The sequence below is a fragment of the Nonomuraea glycinis genome, from assembly GCF_014646515.1.
Taxonomy (GTDB): domain Bacteria; phylum Actinomycetota; class Actinomycetes; order Streptosporangiales; family Streptosporangiaceae; genus Nonomuraea; species Nonomuraea glycinis.
Map to the genome: position 1 here is coordinate 287,232 of NZ_BMNK01000005.1, position 14,262 is coordinate 301,493.

9 protein-coding genes are annotated in these 14,262 nt (G+C 71.3%); 6 read left to right on the plus strand and 3 right to left on the minus strand.

Going from position 1 to position 14,262, the window contains the following annotated elements; translation table 11 throughout:
- Window positions 1-3 precede the first annotated feature (3 nt).
- Window positions 4-717 (minus strand): hypothetical protein, encoded by a 714-nt coding sequence (locus IEY87_RS17270; protein ID WP_189139682.1) that lies wholly within the window; start codon window positions 715-717, stop codon window positions 4-6.
- 89 nt (window positions 718-806) lie between these two features.
- Between IEY87_RS17270 and IEY87_RS17275 the strand changes: the two genes are divergently transcribed.
- Window positions 807-3,119, plus strand: a complete 2,313-nt coding sequence (locus IEY87_RS17275) for an MMPL family transporter (protein ID WP_189139683.1) — start codon at window positions 807-809, stop codon at window positions 3,117-3,119.
- Window positions 3,120-3,244: 125 nt separating this feature from the next.
- Here IEY87_RS17275 and IEY87_RS17280 read toward each other — a convergent pair whose 3' ends face one another.
- Both IEY87_RS17280 and IEY87_RS17285 read right to left on the minus strand, forming a co-directional pair.
- Window positions 3,245-5,479 carry an Orn/Lys/Arg family decarboxylase gene (locus tag IEY87_RS17280; RefSeq protein WP_189139684.1) on the minus strand — a complete coding sequence of 745 codons (2,235 nt, stop codon included), beginning with the start codon at window positions 5,477-5,479 and terminating at the stop codon, window positions 3,245-3,247.
- A 75-nt stretch (window positions 5,480-5,554) separates the two neighbouring features.
- The gene (locus IEY87_RS17285) at window positions 5,555-6,631 is read right to left on the minus strand and encodes a LacI family DNA-binding transcriptional regulator (RefSeq protein WP_225277045.1); all 1,077 of its coding nucleotides are present in this window, start codon (window positions 6,629-6,631) and stop codon (window positions 5,555-5,557) included.
- A 198-nt stretch (window positions 6,632-6,829) separates the two neighbouring features.
- Here IEY87_RS17285 and IEY87_RS17290 point away from each other — a divergent pair, with 198 nt between their 5' ends.
- The 5 genes from IEY87_RS17290 to IEY87_RS17310 all read left to right on the plus strand — a co-directional run bounded on the left by IEY87_RS17290 (window position 6,830) and on the right by IEY87_RS17310 (window position 14,115).
- Entirely contained in the window at window positions 6,830-7,729 is a 900-nt protein-coding gene (locus IEY87_RS17290) for a carbohydrate ABC transporter permease (protein WP_225277044.1), read from the plus strand.
- 3 nt (window positions 7,730-7,732) lie between these two features.
- A complete protein-coding gene (locus tag IEY87_RS17295) occupies window positions 7,733-8,614 on the plus strand; it encodes a carbohydrate ABC transporter permease (protein ID WP_189139686.1) in 882 nt (293 codons plus the stop codon).
- A gap of 62 nt (window positions 8,615-8,676) precedes the next feature.
- Window positions 8,677-10,032 (plus strand): ABC transporter substrate-binding protein, encoded by a 1,356-nt coding sequence (locus IEY87_RS17300; RefSeq protein WP_189139687.1) that lies wholly within the window; start codon window positions 8,677-8,679, stop codon window positions 10,030-10,032.
- Window positions 10,033-10,091: 59 nt separating this feature from the next.
- A complete protein-coding gene (locus tag IEY87_RS17305; protein WP_189139688.1) occupies window positions 10,092-12,143 on the plus strand; it encodes a beta-galactosidase in 2,052 nt (683 codons plus the stop codon).
- Window positions 12,144-12,423: 280 nt separating this feature from the next.
- Window positions 12,424-14,115, plus strand: coding sequence for a DEAD/DEAH box helicase (locus IEY87_RS17310; RefSeq protein ID WP_229699346.1), 1,692 nt, complete (start codon window positions 12,424-12,426; stop codon window positions 14,113-14,115).
- The last annotated feature ends 147 nt before the right edge of the window (window positions 14,116-14,262 follow it).

Consider the following 14,262-nt stretch of genomic DNA (forward strand, 5'->3'; position numbering starts at 1 on the left):
CGCTCAGGCGAAGGAGATCCGGCCGGATCCGGTCAGCTGGGTGAAGCCGGAGGGGGCGGTGCACTGCCGCAGGTCGGACGTCATGGTGCCGGTCCCCTCGAAGTGACGGCCGTTGAGCCGGCCGGAGACGACGTCGCCCTGCAGCAGGTTGTCGGCCGGGGTGGCGCTGCCCGGGTGCTTGGCGGAGAGCTTGGAGGTGCCGGTCACCTTGCCCTGTGCGTCGCGCCAGGTGACGGTGCCGCTGCCGCTCAGGTCGGCGACGCCCCGGCAGCTGGCCACGGCCGTGCCGCTGACCTCCATCCGGCCCGAGGCGACGTCCGTGATGGCCCCGCTCGGCGAGGTGCAGTTCTCGAAAAGAATGACTCCCTGTCCCTTGGTCGGCTGCGGGGCCGCGTCGCGCAGCGGCGGGGTGAGGGTGATGGGGTGGTTGGGCGCGGTGCGCGCGGCGCAGGTCAACCTGGCCGGCGCCAGGGCCGACGCCGGCGCGTGAGCCGACTCCGGCGCGTGAGCCGACGCCAGCGCGTGAGCCGGAGCCGGAGCAGAGGCCGGGGGCAGGGCTGAAGCGGAGGTCGGGGCCGAGGCTGAGGCGGTGAACGCCGTCGTGGCCGGCGTGGCCTGGGCGGAGCCCGTGGTGGCCAGGAACGGCACCGCGAGGGCGGCGGTCGCGGCGGCGAAGGCGATCCCGCGGGTGCGGCTGAGGCAGGACTGGCGAATCATGGAGCCCTCCGAATGACGGTTACGATGGGTCATCGTTTAGCGACTCTTTGTAACATGATTGCCTGACCTTTGAACAGGAGGCGGCCGCAGTGACGCTGTCCCCGCGCACGTCGACCGGCGAGCTGCGGCCACTTCCCGGCGGGGGTCGCCGCTCCCTCTGGCGGCGCCTCGGCGACCTGGCCGCGCGCCGTCATCGGGCGGTCCTCGCCGCGTGGCTGGCCGTGGCGGCCCTGTCGGCCATCCTGATCCCCGGCCTGGTCGAGCGCGCCATCGCGCCCGTCGTACGGGTCGAGGGGTCCACCTCACTCGCGGGGGCGCGGCTGGTGGAGCAGGGGTTCCCGCAGCTGGGCGCCGAGCAGCTGATGATGATCTTCGCGTCCGCGACGCTCTCCGACGCCGACGAGCCCTACCAGCGCGCACTCCACGACGCCGTACGGGCCGCGACCGCCCTGCCCCAGGTGGGCGGCGTGCAGCTGCTGCCCGTCCTGCCGGGACAGGACCGGCGGCACGCGTACGCGATCGTGGGGGTCAACGGCGACCAGCGGGCCCGCCAGGCGGCGCTGCCGGTGCTGCTCAGCGCGACCAAGCAGGCCGCGGGCCGGGCGTCAGGCTCGCGCGTGGACGTTCACCTGGTCGGTGAGAGCGCCCTGCTGGCCGAGGAGAAGCGCACCGATCTGGCCGACCTGCGCCGCGCCGAGCTGCTGGCCGTCCCCCTGTCCCTGCTGGTGCTGCTGGTCGGGCTCAGGTCGGTGGGCGCCGCCCTGGCCGTCATGGGCGTGGCCGGGGTCGTCACCGTGACCACCCTCGGTGTGCTGGGGCTGGCGAGCCTGCTCGGTACGTCGGCCGACACGTTCATGCTGGCCGTGGCGGCCACCGTGGGGCTGGCGCTCGGCCTGGACTACGCCCTGCTGACCCTCTTCCGCTACCGCCACTCCCGGACCGCCGGGCATGCCCCGCACCAGGCCGCCGCCATCGCCGTGAGCACGGCCGGACGCACCGCGACCTGGTGCGCCGTGGGCGTCGCGTTGACGGCGACGACCCTGCTGGTGGTGCGTACCCCCATGATCCGCGCCATGGGGGCGGCGGCGAGCCTGTCGGCCGTGGTCGCCGCGGCGGCAGCCGTCACGCTGCTCCCCGCCGTCCTCGTGGCCGCCGACCGCTGGCTCCTCCGCCGCGGCTCCCACACCCGGGCCCGGCGCGCCGGCGGGGCCGGGCCGGAATCGCGCGCACAACCGCAGGTCCGGCGTGCCGGCGGGGCCGGGTCGGGGTCCTGCATACGACGGTGGGTTCGGATCGTCGGCTGGGGTCGGGGCTCTCGCGGGCGACGGCGGGGTCGGCGGGATGGGTGGGGGTGGTGGGCGCGGCATCTCATGCGCCATCCCGTGGCCTACACGCTGGCCTGCGCCGGGGTGTTGCTCATCGCGGCCGCGCCGGTGACCGAGTTGCGACTGGGGTTCGATCTGGACCGTGACTCGATCGCTGGGACCGACTTCGGGCGCGGGCTGGCGTACATGGAGGCGGACCAGATCTCCTCGGCCCTGGGCGTGGTGCTGCCGCATCCGGCGGGCACGCCGCCGGTCGACACCGCCGCCCTGGTCGCCACCCTCGAACGGGACGCCAAGGTGGCTTTCACGACCTCGGTCGACAACGGCAGGGATCTGACCATCGTCGTCGTCATCATCCGTACGCACCTCGACGAACCCGCCACCACCGCGCTGGCCAGACAGATCACCCGGCAGTTCGTTCCCGCCACGCTGCCCCCGGGCCAGGAGGCCCTGGTGACCGGGCCGAACGTGATCTTCTCCGACCTCATGGACGAGACCACCGCCCAGCTGAGCACGGTGGTCCTGCTGGTGCTGGGCTGCTCGATGGTCTTCCTCCTGGTGACCTTCCGCAGCATCCTGCTGCCGATCAAGGCCGTGCTGATGAACCTGCTGGCCGTCACCGCCGCGTTCGGCCTGCTGACCCTGGCCACCCGCCACCTGCCGCACCTGGTCGGCAGCCAGGTCAACACCCTCATCCCGCTCTTGGCCTTCACCCTGGTGTTCGGCCTGTCGATCGACTACGAGATCTTCCTCATCCACCGCATCGGCGAGCACTACCACGCCATCGGGGACAACACCGCCGCCGTCGTCCACGGCCTGCGGCACACCGCCCGCCCCATCACCATGGCCGCCGCCGTCATGGTCGTCACCTTCGCCGCATTGCTCACCGCGCACCGCTATCACCTGGTCCAGCTCGGCCTCGCCGTCGCCGTCGCGATCACCCTGGACGCGACGGTCATCAGACTGGCTCTCGTCCCGGCCCTGATGCGCATCCTCGGCACCCGCAACTGGTGGCTTCCCCCACCTCTGGCCCGCCTCCTGAAGGGTCATCCGTCCAGCCGGCGTCGGGCGGCGTAGAGACCGAAGGCACGGCGGACGGCCCACAGCCGGGCGCGCGGCGGGAACGGGCCGTCGTGTGCTGCCCGGACCCGGCGCGCGCCCATGTCCGTGCTCTTCGACGTACGCCCATGCCGAGCTATCGGTCAGCGTTCGACCTCGACGTGGTAGCGGCCGTCGGCGTCGCGGTGGGCGCCGTGGATGTCGGTGGCCAGGTCGGGGAAGGAGCGGTCGAAGTCCTCCAGAGCGTGCAGGTACGCCATCAGCGGGCCGTCGGCGGGACCCGTCGCCTCGCCCGGCATCAGCATGGGGATGCCCGGCGGGGTGACGACGACGGTGGCGGCGGAGACGCGGCCGGGCAGGTCACAGAGCGAGACGCGTTCGGTGCGGGAGCGGATCAGGGCCTGGTAGGTGTCGGCGGGGGTGCGTACGGGCTGGGGCAGCGTGGTGAAGATCTCGTCGAGGAGCGCGCCGAGGCCGAGGGCGTGCAGCTTGTCGTGCACGTCGGTGCAGAAGCGGCGCAGGGTGGTGGCCGGCGGCCCGAAGCCCGGCAGCACCTCGGCCAGGGGCAGGTCGTCGTCGTAGGCACGCTTGAAGTCGGTGAGCGCGTCGATCAGCGTGCCCCACTTGCCCTTGGTGATGCCCATGGAGAACAGCACCAGCAGCGTGTGGTCGCCGGTCTTCTCCACGGCGATGCCGCGCTGCCGCAGGTAGGTGGCGACGACCCGGGCGGGGATGCCCCAGTCGAGCGTGCCCGTGGCGGCGTCGGCGCCGGGGCAGGTGATCGTCACCTTGATGGGGTCGAGCAGGCAGTAGCCGTCGGTCAGGCCCTGGAAGCCGTGCCAGGCGGCGCCGGGCTCCAGCGTCCAGCAGGCCGGGTCGGTGCTCAGGAGCTCGGGGTCGGCGTCGGCGAAGGGGACGGGCAGGCCGGTGGCGGGGTCCGTGACGTGCGTGGGCTGCCAGACGCCGAAGTACCAGTCCGGCCGCCGGTCGTCCTCCCGAATGCGGGCGGCCAGCCTGACCATGGCCTGGCGGAACCGTACGGCCTCGATGATGGCCTCGCCCGTGAGGTACGGCCCGGACGGGCCGTCCATCATCCCGGCCGCCACGTCGAGTGAGGCGATCATCGGGTAGAGCGGCGAGGTGGAGCAGTGCATCAGGTAGGTCTCGTTGAGCCGCTCGTAGTCCACCGGGGCGCGCTCGGCCGGCCGGACGTGCAGCATCGCCGACTGCGACAACGCCGCCAGGAGCTTGTGCGTGGACTGGGTGGTGAACACGGTGGGCCGCTGCGGCCCCGGCAGTGTCCGCTCGTCCACGGCCATGCCGTAGCGGCGGGTGTAGAGCGGGTTGAAGCGGGCGTAGGCGAACCACGCCTCGTCGAAGTGCACCCGGGGGACGCTCTCGCTCAGCAGCTCGGCGACGCGTACGGCGTCGTAGCAGAGTCCGTCGTAGGTGGAGTTGGTGATCACGGCGTAGGCCGGGCCGGTCCGCGCGAGAGGGTGGCCGGACAGGCGGTCACGCAGGGTGTCGGCGCGCAGCGCGGCGGGTGGGATGGGGCCGGCCAGGCCGAGGCCGTTGCGTTCGGGCACCAGGTAGACGGGGCGTGCGCCGCTGATGGTCAGCGCGTGCTGGAGCGACTTGTGGCAGTTGCGATCCACCAGGGCAGTCTCGTCGCGGGCGATGGCGTGGTGGCCGACGATGCGGTTGGCGGTGGCGTTGCCGTTCATCACGAAGAAGGTGCGGTCGGCGCCGAAGACGCGGGCGGCGTTGCGCTCGGCCTCGCCGATCGGGCCGGTGTGGTCCAGCGGCGAGCCCAGCTCGGGGACGGAGATGGACAGGTCGGTGCGGAGCAGGCGCTCGCCGTAGAAGTCGAAGAACGCCCGCCCGACCGGCGACTTCAGGAACGCGACGCCGCCGGCGTGCGCGGGGGTGTGCCAGGAGTATTGGTGGTGGTCCTGCAGCTTGCGCAGCGCGCGGAAGAACGGCGGCAGGATGCGCTCGGTGTATTCCTCGGTGGCGTGCGCGATGCGGCCGGCGATGAAGTCCGGGGTGTCCTCCAGGGGGAACACATAGCCCTGGATGACTTCGTACACCCACAGGGGGAGCTCCTGCTCGGTGGTCATGAGGAAGACCGGCAGGCCGCGGAAGCGCCGCGTGACGGCCCTCAGCACCTGCTCGGCGCCCGGCGCGTCCCAGTCGGCCAGCATCCCGGCCAGTGAGGCGTCCGAGCCGATCACCGCCAGCGCGTCCTGCGTGCGGTGCGTCCAGCGCAGCTGGACGTCGAGGTCGTCCATGGCCGCGCGGACCCGGCGGACCTGCTCGGCGAGCGCCGTGTCGGCGTCGGGGCGTTCCGCGATCGCGGCGAGAACCGTTCGTTCCATGCGAACTCCATGACCGGGGGATTGATATTCTTTACCTTACCCTCGGTCATTGAACGATCGCGGAAAGTGTTCGACTCAGCTGTTGGGTGGTGCCGTGCTTGCGCGGGTCACCAGGCGGGTGGGGACCAGGTCGGTGCCGGGGGCGCCGGAGCCGCCCTCGCGGATCTGCCGGAGCGCGCCTTCGACGCAGCGGCGGCCGACCTCGGCGAAGTCCTGGTGGACGGTCGTCAGCGGGGGGACGAAGCAGGCGGCGTCGGGGATGTCGTCGAAGCCGACGACGCTGATCTCGGCCGGCACCGCTCGGCCCCGCTCGTGGAAGGCGCGGAGCAGGCCGAGGGCCATCTGGTCGTTGGCGGCGAACACCGCGGTGCAGTCGGGCCGGTCGGCGAGGGCCAGCCCGGCGGCGTAGCCCGACTCGGCGGACCAGTCGCCGTGCAGCGGCGGGGGGATCGGCCGGCCGTCCCGCTCCAGCTCCAGGCGCCAGGCCTGGGCGCGGCGCTGGCTGGCGAAGGAGGTGCGCGGCCCGGTGACGTGCCAGACGGTGCGGTGGCCCAGGTCGAGCAGGTGGCGGACGGCCAGGCGGGTGCCCTCGGCCTGGTCGGTGTCGACGACGCTGTAGCGATCCCCGGCGTCGGAGTCCACCACGACGACGTGGACCCCGGGCGGCAGTGTCACCGTGCCGGCGTCCAGGAGGTGGACCTCCAGGATGACGATGACGGCGTCGACGGCCAGCTCGCCCATCCGGGTGAAGGCGCCCAGCACGTTGTCCTGGGTGGGCATGTCGAGGGGGATCAGGGTGATCGCGTAGCCCTCGGCCGCCGCGTGGGTGGCGATGGCCTCCACGGTGCGGCTGTTGCCGGTCGAGGCCAGGCTGAAGAGGATCACGCCGATGGTGTTGAACCGGCCGTACCGCAGGGCCCGCGCGGCGCTGTTGGGCCGGTAGCCGAGCTCGCGCATGGCGGCGAGCACCTGCTCGCGGGTGGTGCCGATGACGCCGGCGTGGCCGTTGGCGACCCTGGAGACCGTCTGGGAGGAGACGCCCGCGAGCTTGGCCACGTCGGCCATGGAGACGCGCTGCTTGCGGCGCCCGCCCGGGATGTCCGAGCCGCCCCGTCGCGCGCCGCCGGTCGACGCCGGGCGGTCCAGATCCATCGTGGTGTCGCTCCTGCCTGCTTCGTTCCCTGTCGTCGCGAATCTTGCGCTGAGCCGTCATCGGCTGTCAACGTGGCGGGCCTCTTGACCTCGGGGTATGACGACTGCCACCATCCGCAGCAGAAGTTTACGTAAACATCCCCGAAATGTTCACGTAAACATTTCGTCGGGATGAGACGGGATGAGAGGAGTGGCCCGGTGGTCGCGGGAAGTCATGCGCATGGGCGGGGCATCAGGGGCCGCTCCTGGCTCGGCTGGCAGTTCGTCGGGCCGTTCATGGTGGTGTTCGCGCTCGTCTTTCTGGCGCCGATCGCCTACTCGATCTACCTGAGCCTCTACCGCACCCGCCTGATCGGCGGGACCGCCTTCGTCGGCATCGAGAACTACACGAAGGTGCTCCAGGACCCGCAGTTCTGGGCCGCGTTCGGCCGGGTGGCGGCCTTCCTCGCCGTCCAGGTGCCGATCATGCTGTTCCTCGCGCTGCTGGTCGCGCTCGCCATCGACAGCGGGCGGCTGTACGGGGCGGCGTTCTTCCGGATCTCGGTGTTCCTGCCCTACGCGGTGCCCGCCGTCGTCGCGACGCTGATGTGGGGCTTCATGTACGGGACGCAGTTCGGTCTCGTCGGCAACATCAACGAGGCGTTCGGCGCCTCGCTGCCCGACCCGCTGTCGCCCGACCTCATCCTCGCCTCCATCGGCAACATCGTGACCTGGGAGTTCGTGGGCTACAACATGCTGATCATCTACTCGGCGCTGCGGGTGGTGAACCCCTCGCTGTACGAGGCCGCCGAGATCGACGGAGCCGGCCAGCTGCGGATCATCTGGGCGATCAAGCTCCCCGCCCTGCGCGGGGCCCTGGTCATCGCCACGATCTTCTCGATCATCGGCAGCTTCCAGCTGTTCAACGAGCCGAGCATCCTCAAGACGGTGGCGCCGAACGCGATCACCACCTACTTCACCCCGAACGTGTACGCCTACTCGCTGTCCTTCGAGGGCCAGCAGTACAACTACTCCGCGACCGTCGCCATCGTCATGGGCGTCATCACGATGGTCATCGCCTACGCGGTCCAGCTTCGCGGCATGCGGAAGGGGAGCTGACCGATGGCCACCCGCCCTCTGGTGATCAAACGCCGCCCGGCGCGCACCCGGCGCAGCGCGACGCTGACCGTCCTGACCACGCTCATGCTGGTCTACACCCTGCTGCCGCTGGCCTGGCTGGTGATCAACGCCACCAAGACGCAGGAGGGGCTGCTGAACTCCTTCGGCCTGTGGTTCACCGGTGACTTCGCGCTGTTCGACAACATCGCCACGACCTTCGCGTACCAGGACGGGGCCTTCACCCGCTGGCTGCTGAACACCCTGCTGTACGTGGTCGTGGGCGCGGGCGGCGCGACCCTGCTGGCGACGCTCGCCGGGTACGGGCTGGCGAAGTTCGACTTCCCCGGAAAGAAGGCGGTGTTCGCCACCGTGATCGGCGCCGTGGCGGTGCCCGGCACCGCGCTGGCCGTGCCCACCTTCCTGATGTTCGCCGGCATGGGGCTGACCAACACCCCGTGGGCGATCATCATCCCCTCGCTGGTCTCCCCGTTCGGGCTCTACCTGATGTGGACCTACTCCGCCGACGCGGTCCCGAAGGAGATCCTGGAGTCGGCGCGGGTGGACGGGTCGGGCGAGTTCCGCACCTTCTTCCGGATCAGCCTGCCCCTGCTCGCGCCCGGCTTCGTCACGGTCCTGCTGTTCAACGTGGTCGCGACCTGGAACAACTTCTTCCTGCCGCTGATCATGCTGAAGAACCCCGACTGGTACCCGCTCACCCTCGGCCTCTACACCTGGAACGAGCAGGCGGCCACCACGGGCGGCGAGGCCGTCTTCAACCTCGTGATCACCGGCTCACTGCTCACGATCGTCCCGCTCGTCGCGGCGTTCCTGCTGCTCCAGCGTTACTGGCAGTCGGGCCTGGCCGCCGGAAGCGTCAAGGAATGACCCTCCCCGCACAGATCAGACCCGCACAGATCAGACCCGCAAAGATCAGAAAGGCCGTCCCCATGACGATGACCCGTCGTCGCGCCCTCCTGCTGGGCGCAGCCCTGTCCGTGTCGCTCGTGGCCGCCGGCTGCGGCTCACCCGGCAGCCCTGTCCCCGCCGGCGAATCGGCCGCGCCCACGTCCGCGGGCGTCTCCGACGCCGACCTGAGCAAGGCCCTGGAGGCCGGCGGGAGCATCACCGTCTGGGCCTGGGAGCCGACCCTCAAGCAGGTCGCCGCCGACTTCCAGGCGAAGTACCCCAAGGTCAAGGTCAACCTGGTCAACGCCGGCACCGGCAACGACCAGTACACCGCGCTGCAGAACGCGATCAAGGCGGGCTCCGGCGTCCCGGACGTCGCCCAGGTGGAGTATTACGCCCTGCCGCAGTTCGCCCTCGCCAAGTCCATGACCGACCTGACCCCCTTCGGCGCCGGGAAGCTGGAGGGCACCTTCACCCCCGGCCCGTGGAACTCCGTCCACGCCGGCCAGGCCATCTACGGACTGCCCATGGACTCCGGGCCGATGGCGCTGTTCTACAACAAGGAAGTCTTCGACAAGTACGACCTCAAGGTCCCGGCCACCTGGGAGGAGTACATCGCCAGTGCGGAGAAACTGCACAAGGCCGACCCGAAGGCGTACATCACCAACGACGTCGGCGACGCCGGCTTCGCCACCAGCATGATCTGGCAGGCGGGCGGCAAGCCCTACACGGTCGACGGCACCACCGTCGGGGTGAACTTCGCCGACCCGGGCACCCAGAAGTTCACCGCCGCCTGGCAGAAGCTCATCGACGGCAAGCTGCTGGCGCCCGTCGGGAGCTGGAGCGACGCCTGGTACAAGGGCCTGGGCGACGGCACCATCGCGACCCTGGTCATCGGCGCGTGGATGCCCGCCAACCTCGAATCCGGCGTCAAGGCGGGCGCCGGCAAGTGGCAGGTCGCCCCCATGCCGCAGTGGGAGGCCGGCGGTAAGGCGACCGCCGAGAACGGCGGCAGCTCCCTGGCGATCCCCGAGGCCGCCGCCGCCAAGGACCTCGCCTACGCCTTCCTCAAGTACGCCAACGTCGACGAAGGGGTGCGGACCCGCGTCGACGCCGGCGCCTTCCCCGCCACCACCGCCCAGCTCCAGGACTCCGCGTTCCTGGACAAGGAGTTCCCCTACTTCGGCGGCCAGAAGGCCAACCAGGTGCTCGCCGAGTCCGCCGCCCAGGTCGTCGGCGGCTGGACGTACCTGCCCTTCCAGGTGTACGCCAACAGCGTCTTCAACGACACCGTCGGCAAGGCGTACACCTCCGCCACGCCGCTGCAGGACGGGCTGAAGGCCTGGCAGGACGTCTCCGTCAAGTACGGCCAGGAGCAGGGCTTCACCATCAAGTAGCGGTCCGGACGCCCCCGCCCTCGGGGAGGGCGGGGGCGACGTCGAGAGCAGGAGTCACAGTGGAAGTTGAGCACGGTCGCCGATGGCTGCGCTGGCCGTCCGAGCCGGAACGGGCGCGGCTGGCGTTCGGCGCCGACTACAACCCCGAACAGTGGCCCCGCGAGGTCTGGGCCGAGGACGTGCGCGCGATGCGGACGGCCGGGGTCAACATCGTCGCGCTGGCGATCTTCTCCTGGGCGCGGATCCAGCCCGGCGAGGACGCCTGGGACTTCGACTGGCTCGACGAGGTGATGGACCTGCTGCACGCCAACGGCGTCGCGGTCAACCTGGCCACCGCCACCGCCTCGCCACCGCCCTGGCTGACGACCCGGCATCCGGAGATCCTGCCCGTCGACGCGGACGGCCGCACGCTCTGGCCGGGCGCGCGGCAGCACTGGCGGCCGACCTCGCCGGTCTTCCGCTCGTACGCGCTGCGCCTGACCCGGGCGCTCGCGGAGCGCTACGGCCGTCACCCCGCCCTGGCCGCCTGGCACGTCTCCAACGAGCTCGGCTGCCACAACGTCTACGACTACTCCGACGACGCGGCCGCCGCCTTCCGGGAGTGGCTGCGCTCACGCTACGGCACCGTGGCGGAGCTGAACCGCGCGTGGGCGACGACGTTCTGGTCCCAGGGGTACGGCGACTGGGACCAGATCCTGCCGCCGCGCCTGGCGGCGTCCTACCCCAACCCGACCCAGCAGCTGGACTTCAAACGGTTCTCCTCCGACGCGCTCAAGGACCATCTGCGCGCCGAGAGCGCCGTTCTGCGCGAGCTGACCCCCGCCATCCCCGTCACCACCAACTTCATGGTCATGGGGGAGACCAAGGGCATGAACTACGCCGACTGGGCCGGCGAGGTCGACTTCGTCTCCAACGACCACTACCTGCTGACCGGCCCCCAGGCGCAGGACGAGCTGTCATTCTCGGCCAACCTCACCGGCTCGCTCGCCGGTGGCCGGCCGTGGTATCTGATGGAGCACTCCACCAGCGCCGTCAACTGGCAGCCGACCAACCTGGCCAAGAAGCCCGGCGGCCTGGCCCGCGACTCCCTCACGCATGTCGCGTACGGCGCGGACGCGGTCTGCTTCTTCCAGTGGCGGCAGTCGGCGGGCGGCGCCGAGAAATACCACTCGGCGATGGTCCCGCACGCGGGCGAGGACAGCGAGGTGTTCCGGTCGGTCACCGACCTGGGGGCGACCCTGGCCGCCCTCGCGCCGATCGCGGGCACGCTCCGGCAGCCCGCCAACGCCGCGATCCTGTTCGACTGGGAGTCGTGGTGGGCCAGCGAGCTCGACTCCCACCCCACCTCCCGGCTGCGCTACCGGCAGGAGGCCCTCGACTGGTACTCCGCCTTCCTCGCCGCCGGCGTCCGCGCCGACGTCATCGACCCGGCCGGCGACCTCACCGGCTACGACCTGCTGGTGGCGCCGATCCTGCACGTCGTGCCCGCCGAGCTGGCCCGGCGGCTGGAGGAGTACGTGACCTCCGGCGGACATCTCGTCACCACCTACTTCTCCGGCATCGTCGACGAGAACGACCACGTGTGGCTCGGCGGCTACCCCGGGGCCCTGCGTGAGCTGCTCGGCATCCGGATCGAGGAGTTCGGCCCCCTCCTGGAGGGCGACACCGTCGAGCTGGACATCGGCGTCACCGGCTCCCTCTGGACCGACCGGATCGACCGTACCGACCCCGCGACCGAGGCGCTGGCCGTCTACAAGACGGGGGACCAGGCGGGCCGCCCCGCCATCACGCTGCGCCGCACACCGGCGGGATCGGCGTCGTACGTCTCCACCCGGCTCGGCCCGGACGGCCTGGCCGCCGTCCTGCCCGAGCTCCTGACCGTCAGCGGTGTCGTCCCCGACCTGCCCGCCGAGGTCCGCGGCCTGGTCGACCTGGCCGTCCGCACCGATGGGAGGCAGCACTACTGGTTCCTGACCAACCGCACCGACCACGATGTCGACCTCTCCGCGATCTCCGGCGAACCCCTCCGCGGCCCGTCCCTGGCCCAGGACGCGATCCTGGCCCCCGGCCAGGTCCGCATTCTCCGGCGCCCCAGCGCCCCGCCCGCGTAGCGGCTGGTCGTCCGGGCGTGAGATCGTTGTAGCTTGCCGGAGTGGCTCCGGCGATTCACCCATCACAGGGCGACGCCACCGTCGCGGGCTGGGGCGAGACGTTCCCCGGCTCTGTGCAAGGGTAGAGCTGCGGTGCGCACGGTGGGACGGCGACGACGGCCGTGCTGAGCCAGTTCGCACGTTGACGCTCCCTGCACCGGCCTGTAGGGGAGTCCTTTGATGACCGGTAGCAGGGAGTATGGGCGTAGGTATGGGAGTTCCTGATGAGTCGGCGACGGATATGAACGCGACCGGAGGCGAGACCAGCTTCGCCGATCTGGGGCTCCGATCCGAGCTCCTGGACGTGCTGTCCGGGCTGGGGTACGAAGAGCCCACCCCGATCCAGCGGGAGACGATCCCGCCGCTGGTCGAGGGGCATGACCTGCTCGGCCAGGCGGCGACGGGCACCGGCAAGACCGCGGCGTTCGCGCTGCCCGTGCTGCAGCGCATGCTGCACGCCGGCAGTGAGGGCGGGCCCACGACGCTGGTGCTCGTGCCCACGCGGGAGCTGGCCATCCAGGTCTCGGAGGCCTTCCACCGGTATGGCCGCATCATGGGCGCCCGGGTGCTGCCGATCTACGGCGGCGCGCCCATCGGCCGGCAGTTGCAGGCGCTCAAGCGCGGGGTGGACGTTGTGGTCGCGACGCCGGGCCGGGCCCTGGACCACATCGGCCGGGGGACGCTCGACCTGGAGGGCCTGCGTACCGTCGTGCTGGACGAGGCGGACGAGATGCTCGACATGGGCTTCGCCGACGACATCGAGGCGATCCTCGCCGCGACGCCCGAGGACCGGCAGACCGTGCTGTTCTCCGCGACGCTGCCGCCGCGCATCGACGGGATCGCCCGCCGCCACCTGCGGGATCCGGTACGGATCGAGATGGGGCGCACGGCGGCGGAGCGCGAGTCGACGCCGCTGGTGGAGCAGAGCGCCTACCTCGTCGCCAGGGCGCACAAGCCCGCGGCGCTCGGCCGCCTCCTCGACATCGAGGCGCCGACGGCGGCGATCATCTTCTGCCGCACCCGCGACGAGGTCGACCAGCTCACCGAGGCGATGAACGGGCGCGGCTACCGTGCCGAGGCGCTGCACGGCGGGATGGAGCAGGAGCAGCGCGACCGGGTGATGTCGCGGCTGCGGAGCGGCACCGCCGACCTGCTCATCGCCACCGACGTGGCGGCGCGCGGCCTCGACATCGAGCAGCTCACCCACGTCGTCAACTACAACGTCCCGTCCGCGCCCGAGGCGTACGTGCACCGCATCGGCAGGGTGGGCCGCGCCGGCCGCGAGGGGGTCGCTCTGACCCTGGTGGAGCCGCGCGAGCACCGCATGCTCAAGGCGATCGAGCGGGTGACCAAGCAGCGGATCCAGGTGGAGCGGCTGCCGAGCGTCGCCGACCTGCACGCGCGCCGGATGGAGCTGACCCGGGCCGCGCTGGAGGAATGCCTCCTCCAGGACGACCTGGAGCCCTTCCGCGTCGTGGTCGAGTCGCTCGCCGACGAGTTCGACCTCATGGAGGTGGCGCTCGCCGCGGTCAAGCTGGCCCACGAGGCCAGCGGGGCCGCGCTCGACGAGCAGGAGATCCCCGAGGTGGCCCCGCGCTCCGTGGACCAGCGGCGTGGGCAGCGGGAGGGCGGCGGCGGCCAGGACCGCGAGCGGTACGGTCGCGGCCCGGCGAGTGGCATGGCACGCCTGTTCTTCAGCGTGGGGCGCAGCGCCGGCATCCGGCCGCAGGACCTGGTCGGCGCGATCGCCGGCGAGTCGAGCCTGAGCGGCCGCGACATCGGCGCGATCGAGATCGCCGACCGGTTCTCGCTGGTGGAGGTGCCGCAGGCGGCTGCCGACGAGGTGATCGACGCCCTCCGGCGAGCCACGATCAAGGGGCGTCGGCCGACCGTCCGCCGCGAGCGGGACACGCGCAGCAGACGACCACGCTGACGCGGCCCGCGAACGGACGACCGGATACGGGCGTCGAACACCGCTGAGAATACAGCAGGCTATACCGGTCGTTCTGGTGCTTGTGGGGGTGGCGACGGCTCGGCAAGCGTTTCAGCCACCCTTGATGGATGTCCCGCATCTTGTGAA

Excerpts from the sequence above, each read along its gene's own strand:
- IEY87_RS17270 (WP_189139682.1), bottom strand. The coding sequence starts at position 717 with ATGATTCGCCAGTCCTGCCTCAGCCGCACCCGCGGGATCGCCTTCGCC.
- IEY87_RS17280 (WP_189139684.1), bottom strand. The coding sequence starts at position 5,479 with ATGGAACGAACGGTTCTCGCCGCGATCGCGGAACGCCCCGACGCCGAC.
- IEY87_RS17285 (WP_225277045.1), bottom strand. The coding sequence starts at position 6,631 with ATGGATCTGGACCGCCCGGCGTCGACCGGCGGCGCGCGACGGGGCGGC.
- IEY87_RS17295 (WP_189139686.1), top strand. The coding sequence starts at position 7,733 with ATGGCCACCCGCCCTCTGGTGATCAAACGCCGCCCGGCGCGCACCCGG.
- IEY87_RS17300 (WP_189139687.1), top strand. The coding sequence starts at position 8,677 with ATGACGATGACCCGTCGTCGCGCCCTCCTGCTGGGCGCAGCCCTGTCC.
- IEY87_RS17310 (WP_229699346.1), top strand. The coding sequence starts at position 12,424 with ATGAACGCGACCGGAGGCGAGACCAGCTTCGCCGATCTGGGGCTCCGA.